The following is a 25,915-nucleotide window of genomic DNA, read 5'->3' on the forward strand; positions in this document are numbered from 1 at the left end:
ATGACATCCAAACCCGATCTGCTGGCGCTCGCCGCGCGTTTCGCGCAATTGCCGGACGCGCAGCGCAAGCTGTTTATCACGAAGCTCGGTGAAGCGGGCATCGACTTTCGCGTGCTGCCCATTCCGGCGCGCGTGGACCGTTCGTCGGCCGTGCCCGCATCGTTCGCGCAGACGCGGCTGTGGCTGCACGCGCGCATGATCGACGAGCCGGCGGCGTATCACGTGACGAGCCGGCTGCGGCTCGACGGCGAACTGAATCGCGCGGTGCTGCGGCACGCATTCGATGCGTTGATTGCGCGTCATGAAGCATTGCGCACCACCTTTGCCGAATCCACAGATGGCGGCGTCGAGCAGGTCGTGCAAGCGCCTGCGCGTTGCCCGTGGCGCTTCACCGATCTGTCGCGCGCGGCGAACGACGAGCGCGAACGCATCGCCTCGGACATTGCGGCGAAAGACGAAGATCAACCGTTCGATCTGGCCCAGGACTCACTCGTGCGCGTGCATCTGATCGCGCTCGACGACTCGACACACTGGCTCGTGCTGACGATGCACCACATCGTCTCGGACGGCTGGTCGATCGACGTGCTGCTCGACGAGCTGGCCGCGTTCTACCGTGCGTACGCCAACGGCGAAACTGTTGCGCTCGCGCCGCTGCCCGTTCAATACGCGGACTTTTCGCTGTGGCAGCGCCGCTGGCTCGACGCGGGCGAGGCTGAACGTCAGCTGCAATTCTGGCGCGAGCAGGTGCGAGCGGACGCGGGCGTGATCGCATTGCCCGGCAGCGGCGCGCGCCCGATGCAGCGCAGCGCGCGCGGGGGACGTCATTACTTCACCATCGATGCAACGACGGCACAACGTGTTCGCACGCTCGCCCAAGCGCGTCGCGCGACGCCGTTCGCGGTGTTGCTCGCGGCCTTGCACGCATTGCTCGCGCGGGCGAGCGGCGAGTCGCACGTGCAGATCGGCGTGCCCGCCGCGAATCGCGAGCGCGGGGAAACGGCGGGGCTGATCGGCTTCTTCGTCAATACGCTCGCGGTGGGCGCACACGTCGATATGCGCAAGCCGTTCGACGCATTGATCGACAACGTGCAGCGCGCGCTCGTCGATGGTCAATCGCACCAGGACGTGCCGTTCGAGCAGGTGGTTGAAGCGCTCGGTGTGCCGCGCAGCGCGAGTCATCATCCGTTGTTTCAGGTGATGGCGTCGTATGCGGCGCGCCGCGCGTTGCCCGCATTCGACGACGTGCGCGTGACCGATCTCCCGTTTGGTGCGCCGTATGCGAAGTTCGATCTGACGCTCGGCTTCGAGGAACGCGAAGACGGCGCGCTCGATGCCGCGTTCGTCTATTCGACCGATCTGTTCAACGCGCAGGCCGTGCAGCGGATTGCGGGCGAGTACGCACAGTTGCTCGACAGCGCGCTTGCGTCGTCGTACGCGCCCGTAGGTGACCTCGAATGGCTGACGCGGGACGAACGTGAGCAACTGGATGCGTGGAACGCGTATGAACATGCAGACGGGCCGTTTGTCCCCGTGCATGTGAAGCTCGCCCAGCACGCGAAGAAAAAGCCCGACGTGAGCGCGGTGATGGACGCACACAAGACGCTCACGCGCGCCGAACTCGACGCACGCGCCGCGCGGCTCGCGGCGCGGATGATGGCGGCGGGCGTGGGCGCGGAAACACGAGTCGGCATCGCAGTCGGCCGCTCGACGGATCTGTTCGTTGGGCTGCTGGCCATTCTGAAGTCGGGTGGCGCGTTTGTGCCGCTTGATCCGACGCATCCGCGCGACCGCCTTGCGCATATCGTCGACGATGCGTCGATCGAGCATGTCGTCACCGAGCGGCGCCATGTGCCGAAGCTTCCACTGCGGCACGGCACCCGCGTATGGCTGATCGACGCGGAAGACGAGCCGGCGCAAGACGACGTTACATACAACGAACCGGCCATTGCACCGACGCAGGCCGCGTATCTGATCTACACGTCGGGTTCGACGGGCAAGCCGAAGGGTGTCGTGGTCGATCACGCATCGATCGCGATGCACTGCGCGGCGATTGCCGCGCGCTACGGCATGCGCGAGAAGGACCGTGTGCTGCACTTCATGTCGATCAATTTCGACGGCGCGCATGAATGCTGGCTCGCGCCGCTGACGGCGGGCGTCGACATCCGCATCACCGACGATGCGTTGTGGCCACCCGCGCAAACCTGCGAAACGATCGCGAGCGAACGGATCACGATTGCTGCATTCCCGCCGAGCTACGCGCTGCAAATGGCCGAATGGGCGCGCGCGCATGGCGCGCCGCGTTCGCTGCGCTCGCTCACGGTCGGCGGCGAGGCGACCTCGCGCGAAGCGTTCGCCGCGCTGCGGCAGGCGTTTCCCGATGTGCGCGTCGTGAACGGTTATGGTCCGACGGAGACGGTGATTACGCCGTTGCTGTGGATGATCGACGCGCACGAAGACGCGAGCGATATCGCGGATGCCGCGTACTTGCCCATCGGCACGCCCGTCGGCGAGCGCACCGCGCATGTGCTCGATGCGAACCTGCGGCCGTTGCCGGTTGGCGTGACGGGCGAACTGTATCTGGGCGGCACGGGCGTCGCGCGCGGCTATCACGCGCGCGCTGCGCTGACGGCTGAGCGCTTCGTGCCCGATCCATTCGGGGCGCCGGGCGCGCGGCTGTATCGAACGGGCGATCTGGTTCGGCGGCGTGCGAATGGCGTGCTGGAGTTTGTCGGGCGTATCGATCATCAGGTGAAGGTGCGTGGGTTGCGTATCGAGCTTGGCGAGATCGAAGCGCGCCTGATGGCGCACGACGATGTGCGTGACGCGGTGGCCGTGGTACGCGGCAGCGGCGCGGACGCTGCGCTCGCTGCGTATGTCGAACTCAGCGACGAGGCGCGCAAGCGCAGCGAGCGAATCGATGGCGATGCGCTCGCAGCGCATTTGCGCCGCGCGTTGCCGGACTATATGGTGCCGTCGCATATCGTCGTGCTCGATGCGCTGCCGCGCAACGCGAACCGCAAGATCGACCGCGCGGCGTTGCCGGAGCCGGTGCGCGTCGAGCGTGCGTTCGATGCGCCCGCAGCGGGCATCGAAACGGCACTCTCGGCGATCTGGTGCGAAGTGCTGCGCGTCGAGCGCGTGGGCCGCGCCGATCATTTCTTCGAAATGGGCGGCCATTCGCTGGCGGCCGTGAGCGTGGCAACGCGCGTCAGCGAACGGCTCGCGCACGACGTGCCCGTTCGCACGCTGTTCGAAGCACCGACGCTCGCTGCGTACGCGCAACGCGTGGCCGAAGCGCCGCGTGTCGGGGCGCGCGAGGACGAGCGTCACGAGCCGGAATCGAAAGACGCGAGCGACCTCGCGTTGAGCGATGCGCAACGCGCGCTGTGGTTTCTGTGGCGCGCGCAGCCGGAAAGCGCGGCGTACAACATTCCCGTCGCGCTGCGCCTGCGTGGCGCCGTGGATGCGGCCGCGCTGGAAAACGCATTCGATCACGCAGCGCACAAGCATCCCGCGTTGCGCGCGCGGCTGGTATCGACAAAAGGCGCTGCCGAACCGCGTCAGGTGATCGACGCGCATCGTCGCGTGACGTTGCCCGTCGTCGATCTGCGAGCGATTGTGTCGATGGATGAACGCATTGCTGCAGCGACGCAGCTAACAGATGAAGACGCGCTCACGCCGTTTGATCTCGCCAAAGCGCCGCTGTGGCGCGCGCGCCTGATCCGTCTCGCCGACGACGATCATGTGTTGTCGGTCGTGATCCATCACATCGTTGCAGACGGTCATTCGATCGACGTATGGCTCAACGACGTGCAGAGCGCTTATTCGGCATCCGCAACAGGCGAGCCGTTGAGCACGTCGCCGCTGAAGCCCGCATTCGCCTCCCGCACGAAGCCGAGGCAAGCCGACCTCAAGTACTGGCGCGACGCTTTGCGCGACGTACCGTTGATGCGTTTGCCACAGCCTGCGGGCGAGCGTCCCGTTTCGCCCGAATGGAGCGCGGGACGCATCGCGTTCGAGTTCGACGCGCAGACGGTCGAACGCGCGAAGGCGTTGGCGATGTCGTCGCACGCCACGCTGCCGATGCTGTTGCACGCGGTGCTGAACGTCGCGCTCGCACGGCAGACGGGCGCGCTCGATCAGGCTGTCGGCGTACTCGCATCGACGCGCGACGCCGGCACCGACGACGTGATCGGTCTCTTCATCAACGCTGTCGTCGTGCGCACGTCGATGCGCGAAACGGGCTCGCCGCGCGAAGTGATTGCTGCCGTGCGCGAAGCCGCGCTGGGTGCGTATGCGCATGTCGCCGCGCCGTTCGCGCAGGTCGTCGACAGCGTGCGCGCGTCGCGCACCGCGAACGGCAATCCGCTTTTCCAGGTGATGTTCAACTATCTGCGGCCTGCGCAAAGCGATGCGCGCCAATGGCATGGCATCGAAGTGGATGAGTTCAACGACGTGCGTCATCGCGTCGTGTTCGATCTCGAACTCGATATCGTCGAGCATCCGGATGGCCGCGTGACGGGCGCGTTCTCGTATGGACGCGAACTGGTGGCTGGCGAGTTCGTTGCGCGGTTGTGCGCCGACTATCTGGCCGACGTCACGCGCTTTATTGAAGCGCCAGAAGAAGCGATTGTCATTTCGGGCGAGACGCCCATCACCGCGCAGACGAAAGGGCATCAAGCGTCCATCGATCCTTCGCCGCGTGCCGAACGACTCAAGCATGCGCTCGCACGCATCTGGGCCAATACGTTCGACGGTGACGCGCCCAATCACGACGACAACCTGTTCGAAGCAGGCGCGACGTCTTTCGACGTCGTGCGCTTCGTCGATGCGGCGAGCGCGGCGGGCTACGCGATCACGATCGACGACGTGTTCGTCCATCAAACGCTCACGCGCGTGGCCCATGCGCTGGCGCTGCGACTCGACGCGAACATCGAACAGGAAGCACGCGAACCGGCTACGGAGGTGCGCGATGCACGCTGATTTCATACGGAGTGACATGAACACGTTCAAGCAGCCGTCGCTGGCGGCGTATCTGGAAGGCGACGCGATCACGGTGGCCGAAGACGGCCGCGCCGAAGGCATCGTGCTGCACGCGCGCTGGACGCGTGAAGCGGGCCTGCGCATCGTCGAATGGTGCAAGGGGATGTCGCCGCTGGGGCAACGCCGCGCGGTCCTGGCCGCGTTGCGCGCGGCATTCGGCGCGAGTCGCGACAGCAAGTCCGTCGCGCTCGATAACGACAAGCTGCATCGCGACGCGTTCGATGCGCTGCGTCACAGCGGCGTGCTGACCGCGCAGAACCTTTGCTTGCGCGACGCGTGGGCGCAGCAGCCTGATTTGTGGCTCACGCGCGATGCGTCGACACCGCACGCGGCGCTGTCCTATGCGATGACGGACGGCGCGCGGCACCCGCGGCGCGCGCCTTATGTCGACGGCATCGTGTATGCGCGCGATGTGCCCGAGTTCGGGCATCGCTTCACGTTGCACACGGCTTCCGTCGCACAGCACCTCGAACACCTGCATGCGTGGATGAACGAACCGCGCGTCAATGCGTTTTGGGGCGAGGCAGGCACGCTCGACGCGCATCGCGCGTACCTCGAACGCGTGCTGTCGACGCCGCATGTGCATCCGTTGATCGGCGCGTTCGACGGCGAGCCGTTCGGTTACTTCGAAGCGTACTGGGCGAAGGAGGACCGCATTGCGCCGTTCGCGGCGTCGACGGATTTCGACCGTGGTCTGCACATGCTGGTCGGCGATACACGCTGGCGTGGCGCCGCGTGTGTGGCGGCATGGCTGCCGTCGCTGGTCCATTACCTCTTTCTCGACGATCCGCGTACCCAGGCTGTCGTGTGCGAGCCGCGTCATGACAACGCTCGCATGATCGATTACCTGAAGCAGCACGGCTTTTCGAGCATCGCGCATTTCGATTTTCCGCACAAACGGGCGTTGCTGATGCGCGTGGTTCGGGAAGCGTTCTTCGACGGTCGTCATCTGTGATGCCCCGCTGCGCTTTCCGTCACACGCACAACGTTCGTCGCCACTGGTAGAAGGGAGACATTTCATGAGTCAACGAGAATACATTCACGATCTGATCGGCGTCGGCTTCGGGCCGTCGAATCTCGCGCTGGCCGTGCGCCTCGCGGAAAACGGCGGCGCGCTGGGCGCGCACTGCTTCATCGAACGGCAGCCGGAGTTCGGCTGGCATCGCGGCATGCTGCTCGACGACAGCCGCATGCAGATTTCCTTCCTCAAGGATCTCGTCACGATGCGCGATCCGAAGAGCCGCTTCACGTTCATCAACTATCTGTTCGAGCGTGGACGTCTGCAGGATTTCGTCAACCTGAAGAACTTCTATCCCACGCGGATCGAGTTTCATGACTATCTGCGCTGGGTCGCGAGCGCCTTCGACGATCAGGTGCATTACGGCGAATCGGTCACGCAGATCGAGCCCGTCACGGACGAGAGCGATGCGCGTACCGTCACGCACTTGCGTGTGCATTCGCGCGATGGGCAAGGCAAGGAGCGTCATCGGCTGACGCGTGCGTTGTCGGTCGGCATGGGCGGCGTGCCGCAGATTCCTGCGGCATTCGCGGCCTTGCGTGATGCCGCCGTGATCCACTCGTCGAACTATCTGACGACGATCGGCAACGTGATCGGCGACGGCAAGGGCGACACGGCACGGCGTCGCGTCGCTGTCGTCGGCAGTGGCCAGAGCGCGGCTGAAGTGTTCATCGACCTGACGCGCCGCTTCCCGCACGTCGACGCGACGCTCGTGATGCGCGCGCCCGCGCTGAAACCCGCCGACGACAGCCCGTTCGTCAATGAGATCTTCAACCCGTCGTTCACCGATCTCATCTATTCGCAGCCGAAGGACGCGCGCCGCTCGCTGCTCGATACGTTCCGCGACACCAACTACTCGGTGGTGGACCGGCCATTGATCGAGCAGATCTATGAGCTGCTGTATGTGCAAAACGTGAGCGGCATGGCGCGACATCGTCTGCTGAACAATTGCGCGATCGAATCCGTGCGTGAAGTGCAAGGCGCGCAAGGTAATGAAATCGACATGCGTCTGCGCGACAGGATGGACGGCGATGCGCGTGGCGAGCGTTTCGACGCCGTCGTGCTCGCGACGGGCTATCGGCGCGACGCACATCACGCGTTGCTCGACCCGCTCGCCGACGCATTGGGCAAACCCGTCGAGCAATGCGAAGTCGCGCGCGACTACATGCTCGCAACGCCTGCGCATTTCCAGCCGCGTATCTATCTGCAAGGGTGCTGCGAAGACAGCCACGGCCTGAGCGACACGCTGCTATCGATCCTCGCGCGCCGCGCAGACGAAATCGCCGGCTCGCTCGAAGCAGGCAACAACGAAAACAGTTTCGCAGTTCAAGCGCGCACAGGGGCGCAAACCGGGGGGAGCGGCGGCCGCGTGGCTTTCGCTCTTTGACAACAACAAGCGGCGCGACGCGCCGTCATCAATATTCCGAGGTATCAGATGGAGTGGGTCACAGGCACGCAACGGCGTGCCATTGCTGCGGCAGCCAGCATGACTTTTCTCGCCACGGCAACGGGTCACGCGCAGGCGCAACAGGCGCCGGATAACCAGAACAGCGCGCAAGACAAGACAGCGACGTTGCCCGCCGTGAAGGTGCAAGGCGCGGCGGCGGGCGATACGGAAGGCTTCGTCGCGCATCGCACCGCGACAGCGACGAAGACGGATACGCCGCTCGACGAAGTGCCGCAGACGGTGAACATCGTGACGGCGGCGCAAATCGAAGAGCAGGGCGCGACGTCGATCAATCAGGCGCTGCGTTATGTGCCGGGCTTTTCGTCTTACGGCGCGAGCACGCGCTCGGACTGGTACACGGCAATTCGCGGCTTCACGCCGAGTGTGTTCGTCGACGGGCTGCAGGTACCCAATACGCTGAATCTCGCGAGCTGGCGCGTCGATCCGTATCAGGTGGAAAGCATCACGGTGCTGCGCGGGCCGACGTCGGTGCTTTACGGACAAGGCGACCCAGGCTCGCTCGTCGACATTCAGACGAAGCAGCCGACAGCCGAGCGTATCCGCGAAATCGAATTGCAGATCGGTACCGATGCACGCAAGCAGATCGGCATCGACCTGGGCGGCAAGATCGACAAGGACGGCACGCTGACGTATCGCTTCGTCGGCGTGGGGCGCGACGGCAACATGCCGACGGGGCCGAATGCGGATCAACGACTGATGTTCGCGCCGTCGATCAAATGGCAGCCCACCGCCGATACCTCGTTGACGCTGTACGCGACCTATCTGCGCGATAACACTGACGTGTCGGATAACTTCCTGCCCGCGTCCGGCACCATTCTGCCGAACCCGAATGGCGTGATCTCGAACGACCTCTATACGGGCGACGGCAACTTCGCGCGTTATGACAAACGGCAGTGGTCGGTCGGCTATCAGTTCGAGCAGCGCTTGAATCCGACCTGGACGTTCCGACAGAACACGCGCTACATGCACCTGTCGTTGAACAACTCGACGGTGTACGGCGGCGGCCTCGATCCCACCGACCCGACGGAAGCGTCGCTGACGCGTTACGCGGGTCAGTTCCAGCCGAACTACTCGCGCTTCGACATCGACAATCAGGCGCAGGCGCAATTCCACACCGGCTCGATCGAGCATACGGTGCTGCTCGGCTTCGAATACAACCGGCAATTGTCGACGGACAGCGAACAGCTCGCGCTGGCGCCGAGTCTGAACATGTTCAATCCCGTCTACGTTCCCGTGACGTCGGATATCTTCAGCGGGCCGAATTCGTTCGGTTATAGCGATACCAAAACGAAGCTCGACAGCTTCGGCGTCTACGCGCAGGACCAGATCAAGCTGACGCCGCGCATCGTCTTCACGATTGGCGGCCGCCAGGACTGGAGCCGTAACACGACGACAAATACCGTCGCGAACACCGAACAGCGGCAGAACGATCACGCGTTCACGTATCGCGTGGGCGCCGTGTATCTCGGCGATTACGGTTTGTCGCCGTATATCAGCTACGCGACGTCGTTCAATCCCGTGATTGGCGTGAATGCGGACGGCACGCCGTTCCAGCCGACCAAGGGCAAGCAGATCGAACTCGGTTTGCGCTGGCAGCCGTTCAACAAGAACCTGATGTTGAACGCGGCCATCTATCAGATCAACCAGACCAACGTCACGACACCCGATCCGAACGATCCAACGGGAACGTTCAGCGTGCAGACGGGTGAAGTGCGTTCGCGCGGCATCGAGTTCAGCGCCGTTGGCAACATCACGCGCGATCTGAGCATCATCGCTTCGTACGCGTATCAGGATGTGAAGAACATCAAGGCCAACGACGATTCGCTGAACAAGTGGCCAGTCGCGATTCCGTTGCCGCACCAGACGGCTTCGCTGTGGGCCGACTGGACGTGGCACACGGGGCCGCTGACGGGTCTCGGCTTCGGCGCAGGCCTGCGTTACGCGAGCTATAGCGCGGGCGCGGCGGACAACTCGCTGCACGTGCCGGGCTATACCGTGTACGACGCCGCCGTCCACTACAACATCAGCAAATGGCGCTTCGCTGTGAACGCGACGAATATTTTCAACCGCCGCTATGTGACCGGTTGCCAGAGCGCGTTTGCGTGCTTCTACGGCAACCAGCGCACGGTACTGGCGACGGCGCGTTACGACTGGTAAGCGCCGCGACCATTGGATCATTTGAGGAAAGGAAGACAAGCATGAACGCTCGCGTGGCCTTTGAGGAACTTGTTCCGACGCCGGACGGCTTTGCATTGTCGGCGTGGCCGCGCGATGCGGCACCCGTGCAGCTATTGCCCGCGCTCGCGGAGATCTTTTGCCGCGATGCGAAGCGACAGCAGGTGTCGCTGACCTTGCCGTTCGAACATGACGACGACGCGACGCATGCGTTCGTCACGCGTGCGATCCGCGAAGGTATCGTGGATACTGCGGCGCATGAAGGCTCGATGCTGCGGCTCATGACGTCGCGCGCGACCTTCTGGCAGCAGCCGTCGCTGTGGCTCACAGCGCCTTCTTCGGCAGGCATGCCGATGCGCTACACGATGCATCACAACCGGCGCCATCCCGTGCGCGCGCCGAAGCCGAAGGGTACGGTGTATCGGCGCTTCATGCCGACGGTCGGCATGACGTTCACGCTGCGCACGGTCGACGTCGAGCGCGACACGGACCTCTTTCACCATTGGCAGAATCAGGATCGCGTTGCCCACTTCTGGGATTTCAAGGGGACGCGCGAGCAGCATGCGGCGTACCTGGCCGAGCAGTGCGCGGACCCGCATGTGCATCCGCTGATCGGATGCTTCGACGACGAGCCGTTTGCGTACTTCGAGGTCTATTGGGCGAAGGAAGATCGCGTCGCGCCGTTCTATGATGCCGGCGATTTCGATCGCGGCCTGCATCTGCTCGTCGGCAACAGCGACTATCAGAGCGCGGGCAAGCTGCGCGCGTGGTTCAACGGCATCCTGCATTACATGTTTCTCGACGATCCGCGCACGCAACGCATCGTCGGCGAGCCGCGCATCGATCACACGCGGCACATTGCATGGATGCACCGGCTGGGCGCCTTCACGCTGAAGGAGTTCGATTTTCCGCACAAGCGTGCGGCGCTCGTGATCGTCGAGCGCGAGACGTACTTCGGGCAGTTCGGGCCTTGAGGTGTTGCGCGGTTAGACCTGCACCTGCACGCAGTGGTCGACATTGCCGACGCGATTGCGGGCTTGCAGATTGGATCTGAAATAATGTTCTGATTATTTCTGTTAAGAAGGAATAATCTTCCGGTTTGTGGCGGTCGAAACCCGTAAACAGGAAGCCTATCCACAATGTGACCCGGTATATTCTTCCACATGCTTCCTTGCCCGCAACGACAGCGGATTACCCTCCGCCGACGGGCGCCGCGTCATCCGCAAGATGACGCCGGCAGGGGCGGTCAGCGGCGAAACCCACGCCGTGCGACGCGTTCATCGGTCACGGAAGCATTCACCCCTCCTCGCTTTTCTCCTCCCCCTGTTCTCCGCGCTTTTTTGAAAGCATCGACAGACGCTTTTATTACTAAAACAATCTATATTGCAGAAACAAGACCCTTCATCGCGAGACGCGACTCCCATCGGGCTTGTGGTAGACCGTGCCTGCGCGCCACGTCGCATCGTCAGATCATGGCGGTCTTCAGAAGACGGCCATGCTTCAACCAGCAGGGGGGAGCCATGTCTTCGTCACCGCTTTTCGATGCGCCGCACGGTCTTGGCGATTCCGGCGAACAGGTCGATTCGCGTCTGCACAATCACGATCTAGCGCCCGTGCCGCACGCCCGGCGCACGTGGACGGGCTATAGCATCTTCGCGATGTGGATGTCCGACGTGCATAGCGTCGGCGGCTATACGTTCGCTGCGAGTCTGTTTCTACTCGGCATTTCCGGCTGGCAGGTGCTGATTGCGCTGACGGTCGGCATTCTCGTCGTCTACATGCTGATGAACTGGGTGGGCAAGCCGAGCTATATGCACGGCATTCCGTTCCCGGTCATGGCGCGCGTGAGCATGGGCGTGATGGGCGCGAACCTCGCCGCCGTGATTCGCGGCGTGGTCGGTATCGTCTGGTATGGCGTGCAAACTTACTTCGCTTCGAAAGCGGTCGCGACGCTGCTGGTTTTGTTTTTTCCTGCATCGACGGCATTGCAAGGCTTCAGCTTTCTGCGCCTGGACGGTTTGGGGTGGGTGAGCTTCCTGTTCATGTGGTTCTTCCAGTTAGTGATCTTTCAACGCGGCATGGAGACGATCCGCAAGTTCATCGACTTTTGCGGGCCGGCCGTGTATGTGGTGATGTTCGTCTTGATGGCGTGGATACTCTCGCAGGCCGGGCTTGGCAGTTTGAATCTGACGCTCGGCGGTAAAACGCTAACAGGCGCGGAACAGTTCGCGGGCATGGGCAATGCCGTGCTGCTCGTCGTCAGCTATTTCGCTGCGCTGCTGCTGAATTTCGGCGATTTCTCGCGCTTTGCGAAAAGCGAACATCAAATGAAGGTCGGCAATTTTTTGGGGCTGCCCGTCAATTTCATCGTGTTCGCGATCATCACGGTGATCGTGACTTCGGGTAGCGCGACTGTGTTCGGTTCGATGATCATGGACCCGGTGGCGATCGTCGCGCACATCCAGAACAAGGTGGCCGTGGTGATCGGCAGCGTCACGTTTATCGTGGCGACAATGGGCATCAATATCGTCGCCAATTTTGTTTCGCCCGCCTACGACATCGCGAATCTTTTCCCCAAACATGTCGATTTCAAGCGTGGCGGCCTGATCGCTTCCATTCTCGCGGTACTCGTGTGCCCGTGGATATTCGTCGACAGTCCCAAGGCCATTACGATTTTCGTCAGCGTATTCGGCGCCGTGCTTGCGCCGCTCTATGGCGTGATGATGGCCGACTTCTATCTGATCAAAAAACAGCAGGTGCAAACGGCCGAGTTGTACACGATGTCGTCGACAGGCCGCTTCTATTACGACGGTGGCTGGAACAGGGTCGGCGTCGCGGCGCTCGTGCTGTCGGGTTGCATTTCTATTGGCTGGGAATTGTGTACACAACTACTGCACGTCCTGCCTGAAAACAACTTTGGCTGGCTGATCGGCGCGGTGGCGGGCGCGGTTCTCTACGTTGGGATGATGCGCGCTGCCCACAGAACCTGACGCAACTGAAACCGGCCGCATTGGCGCGATAGCACGAATACAGACGCAATAGCGTTATGGACCGATTTAAGCGCTAGTTTGTCTTTAGAGACCGATCAAAGTATTCGATACTCAGGAGTCGATTCGCGACGTGCGATGGCGGGCCACTGTCGTTATATGCGTGCATATCCGACCGTATATGGCGGCAAGGCCACCGAATCGAAATAACTCCATACTGCTACGACTTTCGAACGGACACGAAGATGGACCGGCTTGACGCGTTAAGGCTGTTTGTCGAAATCGCCGAGGCCGGGAGCTTTTCCGCGGCCGCGCGAAAGAGCACGGTGTCGACATCGACAGTCACGCTCGCGCTGCAAAAGCTTGAAGAGGAAGTGGGCGCGCGCCTCATCATGCGCACGACGCGCCGCCTCGCCTTTACCCATGAAGGTCAGCGCTTTCTGGACGACGCGCGCCGCGTACTCGCGGATTGGGATGCCGCGATTCTGAGCCTGCGCGAAGACGGTCCATTGAACGGGCCGATCCGGTTGACCGCCAGCAACGATTTCGGCCGCACGCGCGTCGTGCCATTGCTCGACAAGTTCATGAGCGAGCATCCGCAAGTGCAGGTGTCGCTGCTGCTGACGGATGGTCATGTCGATCTCGTCGATCAACATCTGGATCTCGCGCTGCGCAACGGCCCGCTGATCGACTCGCGGCTTAAGGCGCGGCTGTTGCTGACGGGGCCGCGTGTGGTATGCGCCGCGCCGTCGTATTGGGCGACGCATGGCAAGCCGATGCACCCGGCGCAACTGTCTTCGCACAACTGCCTGATTCTCGCGCGTCCCGATGCGCCGTTTTCGAACTGGCCGTTCGTCGTCGACGGCAAGCAGATTGCGGTGAGAGTGTCCGGCAACCGTGTGGCGAGCGACGGCGGCGTATTGCGCGAATGGGCCGTGCATGGCTACGGCGTGATACTGAAGAACCGCTGGGATATTTATCATGAGCTGATGTCGGGCAGACTCGAAACGGCGCTTGATTCTTTCATCGGCGAGCGCGTCGATCTGTTCGCCGTCTATGCGGGCGCGGTGCCGAGCCGCCGCGTTGGCACGTTTATCGACTTCATTGCGCGTGAACTGTCGGTCGACGATACGCTCGAACTGCATCCGCTCGACAGTCTTCGTCCGCTTTAGCGACGGGCTTCGATTGTTCAGACTTTAATAGACCTTCCGTGACGCCGGTTGCACCGGCTTGCAAAAGCGGGTAGCCTAACTCCGATTGCATTTGTCGGAGTGACTATGTCTCACATCAGCGCAGGCGTCGAATATGGGTTGCACTGCCTGCTTTTTTTGACGGAAGCGGCGCCCGGCGGCGTGGCCGAAGCGAGTGTGCGCGATCTGGCGGAACTGCAAGGCGTGCCCGCCGACTATGTAGCGAAACTGTTTACGAAATTACATAAGGCCGGGCTGGTCATTGCTACGGAAGGGGCGAAGGGCGGTTTTGCGCTCGCGCGTCCGGCAAACCAGATTTCGGTGCTCGACGTGGTGACGGCGATCGATGGCGACAAGTCCTTGTTCGAGTGCCGGGAAGTGCGCACGCGCTGTGCGGTGTTCGGCGAGACGGCACCAACCTGGGCGACGAGCGGCGTGTGCTCGATTCATGCCGTGATGCAGAACGCCGAGAAGCGCATGCGCGAGGCGCTGGCATCGCAATCGCTGGAGGACCTGGCGGTCCGTACGACGGCGAAGGCGCCGCGCACCTATGGCCCGCAAGTCGTGAAGTGGCTGGACGGCCGCACGACGGGCAGGCGGCGCGAGCGTGGTGGTTCGCGCAGTGGTTCAACGCCTGGCGCGCGTTCCTGAGCGACACGCCGTTGACATGACAAAAGGCCGCAGCCTTGAAAGCTGCGGCCTTTTTGTTTTGCGGCTTTGTGCTGACGATTACGCCGTCTCTTGCAACTCGCTGCCCACGCGCGCGCGCTCCCATGCGGCCCAATCGGCTGCGACGCTTGCCAGCTCGGCGTGCGCGCGCTTCAGCGCCTCGATGCGCGCTTCCTGATCCGAGAACTGCAATGGCTGCGCATCAACGAAGCGCGGATCGTTGGCACCGATGAAAGCAAATGCGGCTTTGAGCGCCGGCGTCAGCGCATCCATCGACGAAAACGGGTTCCCGGGACGCAAATCTGCGCCGCGCGTCGTGATGAACAGCACCTTCTGACGGCTCAACTGGCCGACGATGTTTCCGTCCGCGTCCGCCTTGTACGTAATGCCGGGACGCGTGGCGCTGTCGATGAACGCCTTGAATGCCGAAGGCATCGACCAGTTGTACATCGGCATCGCAAACACGAAGGCGTCGGCTTCGAGCAGCCGTTTGCAAAGCGCGTCGGAGGCGGCCAGCGTAGCGCGCATCTCAGCCGTGCGCTCGTGCTCTTCCTTGTAGGTCGCGATGGCAAAGGCCTCGGTGACGTGCGGCGGCGTATCGACCGTGACGTCCAGATAGTCGAGCTCGACATCCACGCCCTCGGCGCGCAGGTTTTCGATGAACTGGCGCGACAGGGCGCGGGAGTTGGACCGTTCGCGCTTGGCGCTCGAATCGACGTGGAAAATTTTCATCTGGATCTCCAATAACTGCGATCAAAGTTGTCGTAGTTGTGAGGATAGAGAGTTTGCCCGCAGTGCGCAACAGAGGGGGCGCGAGCGTGGGTGGACGCGCGTGCGTTTCGAAGGGGCGCAGGAAAGCGGCGACGCCTTACGCGGCAAGGCATTGCGGGGTTGTTGCGCGGCGCGGCGGGCTGATAAGAGAGAAAAACGGGATTCAGTGTTGCGCGGGATGACTGCGGTTGCGACGCAGGTTTCACCTCGGTGCAGTCGTGCCATCGAATGGGCGAACGGGCGCTTTTCGCGTAACCCTTGCAAAAGTCATGCGTATGACAAAGGCACGCAACGCCATAACAGGCCATGCGTACACAGAAGGATGGATGCTGCGCGCGCAACGAATGTTGCCGCGTGAAGCGCATGCGTCAATCGACGACGCGCAGCACCAATATGTGGAAGCGCCGGAGCTTCACAGCCTGTGGCGTTTAAGGTTTGTTCAGGTTTTTCGCCGCACACACAAGAACGTGCATATGACATCAATCGAGCATGATTGCGCTCGGACAGGACGGCACGGCGGATGCCAGAATCATCCTGTCGCGGTTAGCGGGGAAATAGCTTTCGCAAGCCCTTGGTCGAAACACCGGGTCGCCACGCCGGATCGGCATACCCGTCAGCACGCAGAACGAGTCCATGCGTGCGAGACCGATTCGCCATACCTGATCCGCGTAATGACCTGAGCGTGGATCGCTCCAGCACACGCTAAGTGTCTTCGACGACAGTTGTTCAAGAATGGAGATATGCGCCGGCGGTGGCTCGACCTCGACAGGCTCTAACGCTTCAGGCGGTGGCCGCTTGGTCATGCGAAATTTCTTTTTTGGACCGTATTGTGCTTTCCTGGCAGATTCAATAGGTGTGGGCATCAGGACGCCTACCAATGCGCGTCTAACGATATCTTCTTCAACCGGACGAGTCATCATTTCACCTCCGTCACAGAGTTTGGCTGGCGGCACGCTCCTTCGCGGCCGAGGTGCTGCTGCTGACGTCAACAGTGTTGTACGGTGTGGCTCGCAAGGCAGATCAGCGACTTGCCTGCATGGCGCGCAGCGATACGCGAAACCGAGTCCCGACATCAACGCGCCGTGACTCCATATTGGACGTTCAGGCGGCCATACAGCAAGTTAAGCGTTGTTAACCGGAAAGTGCAACGTAATACTTTCCGCTTCAGGTGTCTTTTCTTAACGCCCGATAAAGCCTGCGCTAACTATATGTAAAGCAAGCATGTCGGCTTAAAGATGTATTGCCATTACTTCTTGTCCCATGTGACGAGGTCTTTATCGTTGTCGTCAGCGACAAAGATGGCGAGCAGCTTTGCAGGCTTCGTCTTGCTTGCGTTTTCGCTGACCATGTGATGCACGCCCGGTGCTTCTGTCCAGCTTTCACCGGCGTGATACACGCGCGCTTCGCCATCGTCGACCTTGCTTCGGATCTCGCCCTGCAGCACGTAGCCGACCACGAATGCCTGACCATGACGATGCGACGGCGACACGCCGCCCGGTTTGTAGTCGACGACGATGGCCGTCATGGTCTTGCCGGGCACATTTGCAATCGGCGTCTGGAACGCGGGGCTGATGTGCTCGCGCGGCCCATCGACACCATGCGCGTGCGCCGCGTGAGGCGCCGTCAGTGCGATGCAGGCTGCCGCCGTGGAGGCAAGAACGGTCTGAACGAAATTCACTTTAACTCTCCGAAGAATGAATGGTTTGCGATGGCGCCGCGCAGCAAGCGGGGCAGGCCGGCATCGTCTGCATGACGGCTATGTCATACAGACGTTTTAACTACGACTAACTAAGTCGTAGTTCGGAGAGTAAACGCTTTTTTGACGGCATGCAACGGAACGTACGTTCACCTGCTGCTTGCAATTTCCATTTTCACGGAATGGATTCTTGCTATCTTTGTCATCTGTGTCTAGAATTCGCGAAATTGACAACTATGTCAAAGATGGCGGGAAAATGACCCGAACATGACAAAACTGCCACGCGTCGCGCGGCCTCAAGCGGAATCCATACTCATGTCCACCGATGCTTCACTTCCAACAACATCTGCCAACGGTCAAACTGCCGTATGGCGGCACATCTTCGCGGGCTTCTGCGCGAGCCTCGTCGGCATCGGGCTGGCGCGCTTCGCCTATACACCGCTGATTCCGCCGCTCATTCAGGCGCACTGGTTCGCGGCATCGGACGTGGTGTATCTGGGCGCGGCGAATCTTGCCGGGTATCTGCTCGGTGCGTTGCTCGGCCGTCCGGTCGCGCATCGTCTGACGAACACACATACGCTGCGGGCCATGATGGTGCTGGTCACGGTGACCTTTCTGGCGTGCGCGTTTCCCGTCTCCGTCGCGTGGTTCTTCTTCTGGAGATTACTGTCGGGCGTCGCGGGCGGCGCGATCATGGTGCTGGTCGCTGCAACGGTGCGGCCGCATGTGCCGGCGGATCGTAAGGGTCTCGCAAGCGGTGCGATCTTTCTGGGCCTTGGCGTCGGCATTGCGGCTTCGGGGACGATCGTCCCGTTGCTGCTCAATCTCGGCTTGCACAACACGTGGATCGGCATCGCGATCCTCTCCGCGGCTTTGACGCTGGCAACGTGGTACGGATGGCCGTCGGCGACGAAAGCGCACGCACATTCCGCGCACGCTGCTCCAACTGCGAAGACGCACAACCCGTCGACAGTTCGTGTGCTTTACGCCGAGTACGCGTTGATGGCGGTCGGCCTTGTTCCCACGATGGTTTTCCTGGTCGATTTCATTGCGCGCGGACTTGGCGCGGGCGCGCATGTCGGTGCGGCATATTGGATTCTGTATGGCGTTGGTGCCATTTTCGGCGCGCCCGTATATGGATTCATGGCCGATCGCTTAGGCGGGCGCTTTGCAATCCGCGCGCTTACGCTGTTGCAGATCGTCGTGGTCGCAGCGTTCGCGATGTCCAGCAATCAAATCGTAATCGGCGTGCTGACGCTCGTCATCGGCAGTTTTCCGCCGGGCATCGTGCCGATGATGCTTGCGCGCGTCCATGAAGTCCTGCCGCACGATCATGCCGGGCAGCACAGGGCATGGAGCCGCGCCACGACGACGTTTGCAGCATTTCAGGCGCTCGCGGGCTACTCGTATTCGGCATTGTTCAATAGCAGCGGTGGCAACCATCGCCTACTCTTTGTAATTGGCGCGGTGGCACTCGTGTTCGTCGTCCTGGTCGACTGCGCGGCGCCGTTGCTTGCGCGAGAGCCTGGTCAAAAACAGAACAACCGATAAGGCAAAAAATCGCAGCGTTACTCATCGTTTGAAAAGCGCACCCGATCAGGTCGATTAAAGAAGATCGCGGGGCGCCTCGCGTGAGTCACGTTAACAAGGATTAACTACCGCTCACGCGTTCAGCGACCGACAATTCCCACTTCCAGTTTCGCAATGACGTGCGTGTATCGACGCGGAGGTTTCGAACGTGAAGGCAGGCGTGGACCGTCCGTTCCGGAACACCACGGATGACGCCGATGCGCAGCGTCCCGAAGGCGTGTTGCCGCTGTCGATGCCACGCGGCAGCACGCGGCTCGCGCTGATACCGCGTCTGCTGATTCTCGGCGTGTGCGGCTGGTCGCTGATCGAAACGCCTGCGGAGTTCGATTCTTCCGCTGGCGATCTGGGCATCGCGGCTCTCGCACTGGCGAAGATTGCGTGGATCGTGATCGGCGTGGCAGCCGCGCGTGGAACGAGGCGCGCGCAATGGATCTTTTCGTTTCTGTGCGGACTGAGCCTCGTCGCCATCGTGCCGGGCCTGCCCGTCGAACTGAACCAGTCGGCGTGGATCTTTACGCAATCGCTCGTGGAATGCGTGCTCAAGGCAGGCGCTCTGCTCGCATTGGGGTTGTCGCGCGTCACGCGTCCCGCCGCCGTCGATCTCGCGTCATGGCATGACGATGACGCAAACATCCAGCGGCCTTGAAAGCAGCCTTAAAGAACCTCTCACGTACTGCATTTCGCGAATGCTCTGCATCGACTTCTAGACGGCCAACGGCCTCTTGAACAGATCGCGCGCGATCGAGCAGAACAGTTCTGTCGTAGAGCTTTGATCCTGCAAACGCCGGCTCATGATGATCGGCGACGACACATTCGTTTCCTCGATCGACCGATAGGTCACGCCGCGGGCCCGCAAACCCCGCACACTCTCCGGCACGAGACACACGCCCACTTGAGCGGCAACGAGTCCTAGTGCCGTCTGCAGTTCCCGTACCTCGTGAACGGCGGCCGGTTCGACGGCGTGGTCGCGGAACGCGGACAACTGTTGATCCGCGTAGCTCGGGCGCGGCGTCGACGGATAGATGATCAGCGTTTCTTTCGACAAAGCGTCGAGCGTCAGTTGCGCCACGTCGGCGAGCGCGTGGCCCGAGGGCAAGGCGGCAATCAACGGTTCCTCGACGAGCACTTCGCGCGCCAGTTGCGATTCGTCGAAACGCAGCCGGCCAAAGCCCACGTCGATGCGTCCGCCCTTGAGCGCGCTCAGCTGCTCGATCGTAAACATTTCGATCAGCGAAATCTGGATCAGGGGCGCCGCTTCCCGAAATGCGCGGATCACGTCGGGCAGCGGGCCATACAGCGTGGACGGCACGAAACCGATCACGATGCGCTCCGCGAGCTGCGCAAGCCGCCGCGTGAGCGGCAGCAGCTCATCGCTTTCTTCGAGCAGGCGCTTGGCCTGCGCATAAAAGACGCGCCCGGCTTCCGTCAGCTTGAGCGGGCGCGCGCCGCGTTCGAACAGCGCAAGCCCCACCGTGTCTTCGATCTGCTGGATCTGCCGCGAGAGCGGCGGCTGCGTCATGTTCAGGCGCTCGGCGGCCCGAGTGAAGTTCCTTTCCTCGGCCACCGCCACGAAATAGCGAAGTTGACGCAGTTCCATCTATGCCCCGAAGGTATGGAAATAGACTTAATCGGACTTGGACGGATTCTGCCGGCACCCCTAGTATGGGCACATCAGCAGGAGAGCCGTATGATACCAAGCGCCGTTCAGATACAAGCTGTAGAGACTATTCTCGTCGATGTTCCGACGATTCGCCCGCACCGCCTGTCGGTCGCCACGATGAATTGCCAGGCACTTGTGCTGATCCGCATTCAATGCGCGGATGGTATAACGGGCTGGGGAGAGGCGACCACAATCGGTGGTCTCGCGTATGGCGAGGAAAGCCCCGAAAGCATCAAGACCAACATCGACACCTATTTCGCGCCGCTGCTCAAGGGCATGGACGCGACCCGTCCCGGCCAGGCGATGGCGAAGCTGCGCGAATGCTTCCAGGGCAACCGCTTTGCGAAGTGCGCGATCGAAACCGCGTTGTTCGACGCGCAGGCACAGCGTTTCGGCGTGCCGCTGTCGGAGTTGTTCGGCGGCCGCGTGACGGATTCCGTCGAAGTCGCATGGACGCTGGCGAGCGGCGACACAGGCCGCGATATCGACGAAGCGCATCAGATGCTGGAAATGAAGCGGCACCGCGTGTTCAAGCTGAAGATCGGCACGCGCGCACCGGCTGAGGACATCGCGCACGTCGCAGCGATCAAGGCGGCCGTGGGCGACCACGCTGAAGTCCGCGTCGACGTGAATCAGGCGTGGAGCCAGGCGGAAGCGCTGTGGGCGTGCGAACGCCTCGCGGACGCGGGCTGCAATCTGATCGAGCAACCCATCGCCGCCGACGACCGTCGCGGCCTCAAGCGTCTCACGCATCTCTCGAAAGTGCCCATCATGGCCGACGAGGCGCTGCATGGTCCCGTCGATGCATTCGATGTCGCCAGCGAGCATGCGGCCGATGTATTCGCCGTGAAGATCGCGCAATCGGGCGGCCTGACGGGCGCGGCAAGCGTGGCGGCGATTGCGCTTGCTGCGGGCGTCGACCTGTACGGCGGCACGATGCTGGAAGGCGCGGTCGGCACGATCGCTTCGGCGCAACTGTTCAGCACGTTCCGCGAATTGAAGTGGGGCACTGAGCTGTTCGGGCCGTTGCTTCTCACACAGGAAATTCTCACCGAGCCGCTGCGCTACGAGAACTTCTCGTTGCAATTGCCGCAAGGCCCGGGACTCGGCATTCAACTCGACCTCGACAAGATCGGGAGACTGCGCCGCGATTCGAAGCATGGCGCGAGTGTGGTCAAAGGTTAGCAATGGCGGTGCTGAATCCGCAGCGCCTTAAGAACCGCCCTAAGCACATTTGGCATCGTCATCAGTGATTGGACTAAAAGGAGACATCCCCATGGACATCAAAACCATCGACGCCCTGTTGAACAAGATCAACGAAAGCGCCACGCACGAAGGTAATGCCCGCACGAAGCAGGTGGTCAACCGCATCATCCGCGATCTGTTCATCACGATCGACGAACTCGACGTGACGCCGAACGAATTCTGGTCAGCGCTGAACTATCTCGGCGAAGCGGGCCAAAGCGGTGAGCTGGGTCTGCTGGCGGCGGGTCTCGGCTTCGAGCACTTCCTCGACGTGCGTCTCGACGAAGCGGAAACCAAGGCAGGCCTCCAGGGCGGCACGCCGCGCACGATCGAAGGTCCGCTGTATGTGGCGGGCGCGCCGGAATCGACGGGCCATGCACGGCTCGACAATGGCAACGAACCGGGCGAAACGCTGGTGATGCGTGGCCGTGTTCTCGCCGAAAACGGCGAGCCGGTACGCGACGCGCTGGTCGAAGTGTGGCACGCGAATCATCTGGGCAACTACTCGCACTTCGACAAATCGCAGGCCGAGTTCAACCTGCGCCGCTCGATCCGTACCGACGAAAACGGCACGTACAGCTTCCGCAGCGTGGTGCCGATCGGCTATAGCGTGCCGCCGCAGGGCAAGACGCAACAACTGCTCGATCTGCTTGGTCGTCACGGTCATCGCCCGGCGCATATCCACTTCTTCGTGTCGGCACCCGGTTACCGCAAGCTGACGACGCAGATCAACATCGAAGGTGATCCGTATCTGTGGGATGACTTCGCGTTCGCGACGCGTGAAGGTCTCGTGCCCGCGGTCAAGAAGGAAGAGGGCGCAACGGGCAAGCCTTATGGCATCGACGGCCAGTTCGCGTTGATCGACTTCGACTTCAGCCTCGTCAAGGAACGCGACAACGTGCCGACGAGCGAAGTGGAACGCGTGCGCGCCTGATATCAGCGGTATCGCTGAAAGTGTATGAATGCGGCCGCCGTTCGAGGTGGCCGCGTTGTTTGAAAGCGCGGCATGCAGTGGAAGCCGCGCAACTGCAATGAATCTACAGGGAGTCCACGAATGCTATTTCACGTGAAGATGGTCGTTAAGCTGCCGCCCGATATGCCTGTCGAGCGCGCCAATGAATTGAAGGCCACAGAAAAGGCCCTGGCGCAGCGTCTGCAAAAGGAAGGCATCTGGCGACATCTTTGGCGCATTGCGGGCCTGTACGCGAATTTCAGCGTGTTCGACGTGGAAAGCCCCGCGCAACTCAATGAGATCCTCATGCAGTTGCCGCTTTATCCGTACATGGAAGTGACGGTGGATGCGATGTGCCGCCATCCTTCGTCGATTCACGAAGACGATCGCTAGGCGCTGGCACAAATAAAAAAGGAAGAGACGCGGAGTACCGTCTCTTCCAAAGCACTACCAGGGTAGCCTCAACAGACAACAACAACCACTACAACAAAACCGCTATATCAATCGAGCGCGGAAGCGGGACCGAAGAACTCGTAGCGGCTCTGCTTTTCCGGCACGCCAATCGTCTTCAGATGGCGCTTCACCGCCTGCATGAACGACTTAGGTCCGAGGAAGTACACATCCACATCACGCGAAGCCGGCAGCCATTCGATCAGACGAGCTTCGTCGATATAACCTTCCGCGTGATGCGCGTCGTCGTGCTGACGCGGCTTCTCATACACATAGAAGCGCTTGAGTTGCGGATGACGCGCCGCCAGTTCGTCGATATGGTCGCGGAACGCATGCACGCCACCGTGACGTGTGGCATGAATGAAGTGAATGGGACGCGACGTTTGCAGCGCGGCGTTCAGCATCGCGAGCGTCGGCGTGATACCGACGCCACCGCTGATCAGCACCAGCGGCTTGTCGTTGTGCTCCAGCGTGAAGTCGCCCGACGGTGTGAGCAGGTCCAGCGTCGCGCCTTCATTCACCGAGTCGTGCAGATAGTTCGACGCCTTGCCGTTCGGCTCGCGCTTCACGCTGATCCGATATTCGCGGCCGTTTGCCGCAGCCGACAGTGAATAGTTGCGGCGAATCTCTTCACCGTCGACGATCAGCTTCAGGCCGATGTACTGGCCCGGGTGGAATTCGAGCAGCTCGCCGCCGTCGGCGGGACGCAGATAGAACGACGTGATCTCGTCGCTTTCCTTGACCTTGCGCGCCACCACGAACGGACGCGTGCCGCGCCAGCCGCCCGTCGCGGTTTCCTTCTCGACGTAGACATTCTCTTCGAGGCCGATCAGCAAGTCGGCCAGTTGCTGATACGCGGCGCCCCACGCTTCGATCACGGCATCCGTGGCGATTTCCGCTCCGAGCACTTCGCGGATCGCGCGCAGCAGACATGCGCCGACGATCGGATAATGCTCGGGCAGGATGTTGAGCGCGACGTGCTTGTTGACGATCTGCGAAACCAGTCCGCCGAGTTGTTCGAGTTGATCGATATGACGCGCGTACATCAGCACCGCATTCGCGAGCGCGCGCGGCTGATCGCCCGATTGCTGGTGCGCCTGGTTGAACAGCGGGCGCACACTCGGGTACTCCGCCAGCATGGTCTTGTAGAAGTGCGTGGTGAGCGCTTCGCCGCCGCTTTCGAGCAGCGGAACAGTTGCCTTGACGATTGCGCGATGTTCGGCTGACAGCATGTGTTGATTCCTCGCAGTTGGGGTGAGTGGTGATCCCGCGCGAATTCGGCGGGCTTCGGGTAATCTCTTACGCATCTATCGGGCCAGCTTCAAACAACCGTAAAATCAGCGGCTTAGAAACATCAGACGTGAATATGACAAGGGTTAAAACGACCTCATCAGAGGTTAAACTGACTGCATCCGAGGTGCTCGACGCGCTGATTCCGCTGGTCGAGGACCTGTCGCGCGACCTGCCGGAGCGCGAGCGCTATCGCCGTCTTCTGACGACGCTGCGCACGCTGTTCCCCGGCGATGCAGCAGCCCTGTTGCGTCTCGATGACGACACCCTCGTGCCGCTCGCCATCGACGGCCTGTCGGGCGACACCCTCGGCCGCCGATTTCGCGTGAGCGACCATCCGCGCTTCGAAGCGCTGCTGTCGAGCGAAGAGCCCACGCGTTTTCCCGCCGATTCCGATTTACCCGATCCGTACGACGGCCTCGTGCAAGGCGTGAGCGGCCATCTCGAAGTGCATGACTGCCTCGGCTGTCCGCTGCTGATCGGCGGCAGACCGTGGGGCTTGCTGACGCTCGACTCGCTTGACCCCGAGCGTTTCGACAGCATCGACATGAACACGCTGCAGGCGTTTCTGAGTCTCGCGGCGGCGACGGTGAGCGTCGCGGAGCGCATCGACACGCTCGAGCGCAACACGGAGGAAGAGCGTCAGCGCGCGGAGGCGTACCGTCAGGCAAGCGGGCAGAGCAGCCGCGAGCTGATCGGCAGCAGCACGGCGCATCAGCAGCTGGTCAACGAAATCCGCGTGGTCGCGAACAGCGAGCTGACCGTGCTCGTGACGGGCGAAACGGGTGTCGGCAAGGAACTGGTCGCGAACGCGATTCACAGCGGCTCGCCGCGCGCCAACAAGCCGATGATCAGCCTGAACTGCGCGGCGCTGCCGGATACGCTCGTCGAAAGCGAGTTGTTCGGGCACGTGCGCGGCGCATTCTCGGGCGCGTCGTCGGACCGGCGCGGCAAGTTCGAACTCGCCGACGGTGGCACGCTGTTTCTCGACGAGGTCGGCGAGTTGCCGGTCGGCGTGCAGGCCAAGCTGCTGCGCGTGTTGCAGAACGGCCAGTTGCAGCGTATCGGCTCGGATAGCGAGCACAAGGTGGACGTGCGGCTCATCGCCGCGACCAATCGCGATCTCGCCGAAGAAGTGCGTGCGGGGCGTTTTCGCGCGGATCTGTATCACCGGCTGAGCGTGTATCCGTTGCGTGTGCCGCCGCTGCGCGAGCGCGGACGCGACGTGTTGCTGCTCGCGGGCTACTTCCTCGAAGAGAACCGGGCGCGGCTCGGGCTGCTCAGCATCCGGCTGGGCCAGGACGCGCAAACCGCGCTGCTTTCGTACAACTGGCCGGGCAACGTGCGCGAGCTCGAGCATATGATCGGCCGCAGCGCGTTCAAGGCGCTGTCGCGTCATCGCGAGCGGCCACGCATTCTCACGCTGACAGCGGCGGATCTGGGCATGTCGGCGAATAACGGCGGCGAACTGCCGGCGGCTGCGTCCCTTTCGGCTTCAACGGGCGCAGACGACGCGAGCGAAACCGATTTCCGCAGCGCCGTCACCGCCTACGAGCGCACGCTCGTCAGCGACGCGCTGGAACGCAACAACCACAACTGGGCAGCCGTCGCGCGCGCGCTCGGCATGGATCGCGCGAATCTGAACCGGCTCGCGAGGCGTCTTGGCCTGAAATAACGCACAATTTGCCGGGCCGCCGAGAACTGATTTGGT

19 protein-coding genes are annotated in these 25,915 nt (G+C 62.0%); 14 read left to right on the top strand and 5 right to left on the bottom strand.

Features of this window, described 5'->3' with window-relative positions; genetic code table 11:
• The 8 genes from C2L65_RS16900 to C2L65_RS16935 all read left to right on the top strand — a co-directional run bounded on the left by C2L65_RS16900 (window position 1) and on the right by C2L65_RS16935 (window position 14,532).
• A complete protein-coding gene (locus C2L65_RS16900) occupies window positions 1–4,983 on the top strand; it encodes a non-ribosomal peptide synthetase (protein ID WP_042304266.1) in 4,983 nt (1,660 codons plus the stop codon).
• Window positions 4,984–4,999: 16 nt separating this feature from the next.
• Complete coding sequence (locus tag C2L65_RS16905) at window positions 5,000–5,998, top strand: GNAT family N-acetyltransferase (protein WP_233446570.1); 999 nt, start codon at window positions 5,000–5,002, stop codon at window positions 5,996–5,998.
• A 64-nt stretch (window positions 5,999–6,062) separates the two neighbouring features.
• Entirely contained in the window at window positions 6,063–7,448 is a 1,386-nt protein-coding gene (locus C2L65_RS16910) for a lysine N(6)-hydroxylase/L-ornithine N(5)-oxygenase family protein (protein ID WP_042304264.1), read from the top strand.
• A gap of 48 nt (window positions 7,449–7,496) precedes the next feature.
• A complete protein-coding gene (locus tag C2L65_RS16915; protein WP_042304263.1) occupies window positions 7,497–9,686 on the top strand; it encodes a TonB-dependent siderophore receptor in 2,190 nt (729 codons plus the stop codon).
• 41 nt (window positions 9,687–9,727) lie between these two features.
• A complete protein-coding gene (locus C2L65_RS16920; RefSeq protein ID WP_042304262.1) occupies window positions 9,728–10,678 on the top strand; it encodes a GNAT family N-acetyltransferase in 951 nt (316 codons plus the stop codon).
• Window positions 10,679–11,224: 546 nt separating this feature from the next.
• Complete coding sequence (locus C2L65_RS16925; protein ID WP_042304261.1) at window positions 11,225–12,694, top strand: NCS1 family nucleobase:cation symporter-1; 1,470 nt, start codon at window positions 11,225–11,227, stop codon at window positions 12,692–12,694.
• Between the two features lie 242 nt (window positions 12,695–12,936).
• Window positions 12,937–13,863: a LysR family transcriptional regulator gene (locus tag C2L65_RS16930; RefSeq protein ID WP_042304260.1), complete on the top strand. Its 927-nt coding sequence runs from the start codon at window positions 12,937–12,939 to the stop codon at window positions 13,861–13,863.
• 105 nt (window positions 13,864–13,968) lie between these two features.
• Window positions 13,969–14,532 (top strand): RrF2 family transcriptional regulator, encoded by a 564-nt coding sequence (locus C2L65_RS16935; RefSeq protein ID WP_042304259.1) that lies wholly within the window; start codon window positions 13,969–13,971, stop codon window positions 14,530–14,532.
• Window positions 14,533–14,610: 78 nt separating this feature from the next.
• Here C2L65_RS16935 and C2L65_RS16940 read toward each other — a convergent pair whose 3' ends face one another.
• The 3 genes from C2L65_RS16940 to C2L65_RS16950 form a co-directional block, all read right to left on the bottom strand.
• Complete coding sequence (locus C2L65_RS16940; protein ID WP_042304258.1) at window positions 14,611–15,282, bottom strand: FMN-dependent NADH-azoreductase; 672 nt, start codon at window positions 15,280–15,282, stop codon at window positions 14,611–14,613.
• 518 nt (window positions 15,283–15,800) lie between these two features.
• Window positions 15,801–16,241, bottom strand: a complete 441-nt coding sequence (locus C2L65_RS16945; protein WP_091779180.1) for a DUF3331 domain-containing protein — start codon at window positions 16,239–16,241, stop codon at window positions 15,801–15,803.
• A gap of 326 nt (window positions 16,242–16,567) precedes the next feature.
• Window positions 16,568–16,999, bottom strand: coding sequence for a cupin domain-containing protein (locus tag C2L65_RS16950; protein ID WP_007586358.1), 432 nt, complete (start codon window positions 16,997–16,999; stop codon window positions 16,568–16,570).
• A gap of 333 nt (window positions 17,000–17,332) precedes the next feature.
• Here C2L65_RS16950 and C2L65_RS16955 point away from each other — a divergent pair, with 333 nt between their 5' ends.
• Together C2L65_RS16955 and C2L65_RS16960 are read left to right on the top strand one after the other, a co-directional pair.
• Window positions 17,333–18,568: a YbfB/YjiJ family MFS transporter gene (locus C2L65_RS16955; RefSeq protein ID WP_042304257.1), complete on the top strand. Its 1,236-nt coding sequence runs from the start codon at window positions 17,333–17,335 to the stop codon at window positions 18,566–18,568.
• 187 nt (window positions 18,569–18,755) lie between these two features.
• Entirely contained in the window at window positions 18,756–19,253 is a 498-nt protein-coding gene (locus C2L65_RS16960) for a hypothetical protein (RefSeq protein WP_042304256.1), read from the top strand.
• A 57-nt stretch (window positions 19,254–19,310) separates the two neighbouring features.
• On the opposite strand, the gene C2L65_RS16965 is transcribed toward C2L65_RS16960, so the two are convergent.
• On the bottom strand, window positions 19,311–20,204 hold the full coding sequence (locus C2L65_RS16965) for a LysR family transcriptional regulator (RefSeq protein WP_042304255.1): 894 nt from the start codon (window positions 20,202–20,204) through the stop codon (window positions 19,311–19,313).
• Window positions 20,205–20,294: 90 nt separating this feature from the next.
• Here C2L65_RS16965 and C2L65_RS16970 point away from each other — a divergent pair, with 90 nt between their 5' ends.
• The 3 genes from C2L65_RS16970 (at window position 20,295) to catC (ending at window position 22,857) form a co-directional block, all read left to right on the top strand.
• Window positions 20,295–21,452 carry a muconate/chloromuconate family cycloisomerase gene (locus tag C2L65_RS16970; protein ID WP_042304254.1) on the top strand — a complete coding sequence of 386 codons (1,158 nt, stop codon included), beginning with the start codon at window positions 20,295–20,297 and terminating at the stop codon, window positions 21,450–21,452.
• Between the two features lie 91 nt (window positions 21,453–21,543).
• Window positions 21,544–22,446 carry a catechol 1,2-dioxygenase gene (catA, locus tag C2L65_RS16975; protein ID WP_042304253.1) on the top strand — a complete coding sequence of 301 codons (903 nt, stop codon included), beginning with the start codon at window positions 21,544–21,546 and terminating at the stop codon, window positions 22,444–22,446.
• 120 nt (window positions 22,447–22,566) lie between these two features.
• A complete protein-coding gene (catC, locus tag C2L65_RS16980; RefSeq protein ID WP_007586367.1) occupies window positions 22,567–22,857 on the top strand; it encodes a muconolactone Delta-isomerase in 291 nt (96 codons plus the stop codon).
• A gap of 107 nt (window positions 22,858–22,964) precedes the next feature.
• Here catC and hmpA read toward each other — a convergent pair whose 3' ends face one another.
• The gene (hmpA, locus tag C2L65_RS16985) at window positions 22,965–24,146 is read right to left on the bottom strand and encodes an NO-inducible flavohemoprotein (protein ID WP_042304252.1); all 1,182 of its coding nucleotides are present in this window, start codon (window positions 24,144–24,146) and stop codon (window positions 22,965–22,967) included.
• 134 nt (window positions 24,147–24,280) lie between these two features.
• Between hmpA and norR the strand changes: the two genes are divergently transcribed.
• Complete coding sequence (norR, locus tag C2L65_RS16990) at window positions 24,281–25,879, top strand: nitric oxide reductase transcriptional regulator NorR (RefSeq protein ID WP_042304251.1); 1,599 nt, start codon at window positions 24,281–24,283, stop codon at window positions 25,877–25,879.
• Window positions 25,880–25,915: the final 36 nt, after the last annotated feature.

It is taken from the genome of Paraburkholderia terrae (genome assembly GCF_002902925.1).
Taxonomy (GTDB): domain Bacteria; phylum Pseudomonadota; class Gammaproteobacteria; order Burkholderiales; family Burkholderiaceae; genus Paraburkholderia; species Paraburkholderia terrae.

Coding starts and splice junctions, on each gene's coding strand:
- C2L65_RS16900 (WP_042304266.1), top strand. CDS start 1: ATGACATCCAAACCCGATCTGCTGGCGCTCGCCGCGCGTTTCGCGCAA.
- C2L65_RS16905 (WP_233446570.1), top strand. CDS start 5,000: ATGAACACGTTCAAGCAGCCGTCGCTGGCGGCGTATCTGGAAGGCGAC.
- C2L65_RS16910 (WP_042304264.1), top strand. CDS start 6,063: ATGAGTCAACGAGAATACATTCACGATCTGATCGGCGTCGGCTTCGGG.
- C2L65_RS16915 (WP_042304263.1), top strand. CDS start 7,497: ATGGAGTGGGTCACAGGCACGCAACGGCGTGCCATTGCTGCGGCAGCC.
- C2L65_RS16920 (WP_042304262.1), top strand. CDS start 9,728: ATGAACGCTCGCGTGGCCTTTGAGGAACTTGTTCCGACGCCGGACGGC.
- C2L65_RS16925 (WP_042304261.1), top strand. CDS start 11,225: ATGTCTTCGTCACCGCTTTTCGATGCGCCGCACGGTCTTGGCGATTCC.
- C2L65_RS16930 (WP_042304260.1), top strand. CDS start 12,937: ATGGACCGGCTTGACGCGTTAAGGCTGTTTGTCGAAATCGCCGAGGCC.
- C2L65_RS16935 (WP_042304259.1), top strand. CDS start 13,969: ATGTCTCACATCAGCGCAGGCGTCGAATATGGGTTGCACTGCCTGCTT.
- C2L65_RS16940 (WP_042304258.1), bottom strand. CDS start 15,282: ATGAAAATTTTCCACGTCGATTCGAGCGCCAAGCGCGAACGGTCCAAC.
- C2L65_RS16945 (WP_091779180.1), bottom strand. CDS start 16,241: ATGATGACTCGTCCGGTTGAAGAAGATATCGTTAGACGCGCATTGGTA.
- C2L65_RS16955 (WP_042304257.1), top strand. CDS start 17,333: ATGTCCACCGATGCTTCACTTCCAACAACATCTGCCAACGGTCAAACT.
- C2L65_RS16965 (WP_042304255.1), bottom strand. CDS start 20,204: ATGGAACTGCGTCAACTTCGCTATTTCGTGGCGGTGGCCGAGGAAAGG.
- C2L65_RS16970 (WP_042304254.1), top strand. CDS start 20,295: ATGATACCAAGCGCCGTTCAGATACAAGCTGTAGAGACTATTCTCGTC.
- catA (WP_042304253.1), top strand. CDS start 21,544: ATGGACATCAAAACCATCGACGCCCTGTTGAACAAGATCAACGAAAGC.
- catC (WP_007586367.1), top strand. CDS start 22,567: ATGCTATTTCACGTGAAGATGGTCGTTAAGCTGCCGCCCGATATGCCT.
- hmpA (WP_042304252.1), bottom strand. CDS start 24,146: ATGCTGTCAGCCGAACATCGCGCAATCGTCAAGGCAACTGTTCCGCTG.
- norR (WP_042304251.1), top strand. CDS start 24,281: ATGACAAGGGTTAAAACGACCTCATCAGAGGTTAAACTGACTGCATCC.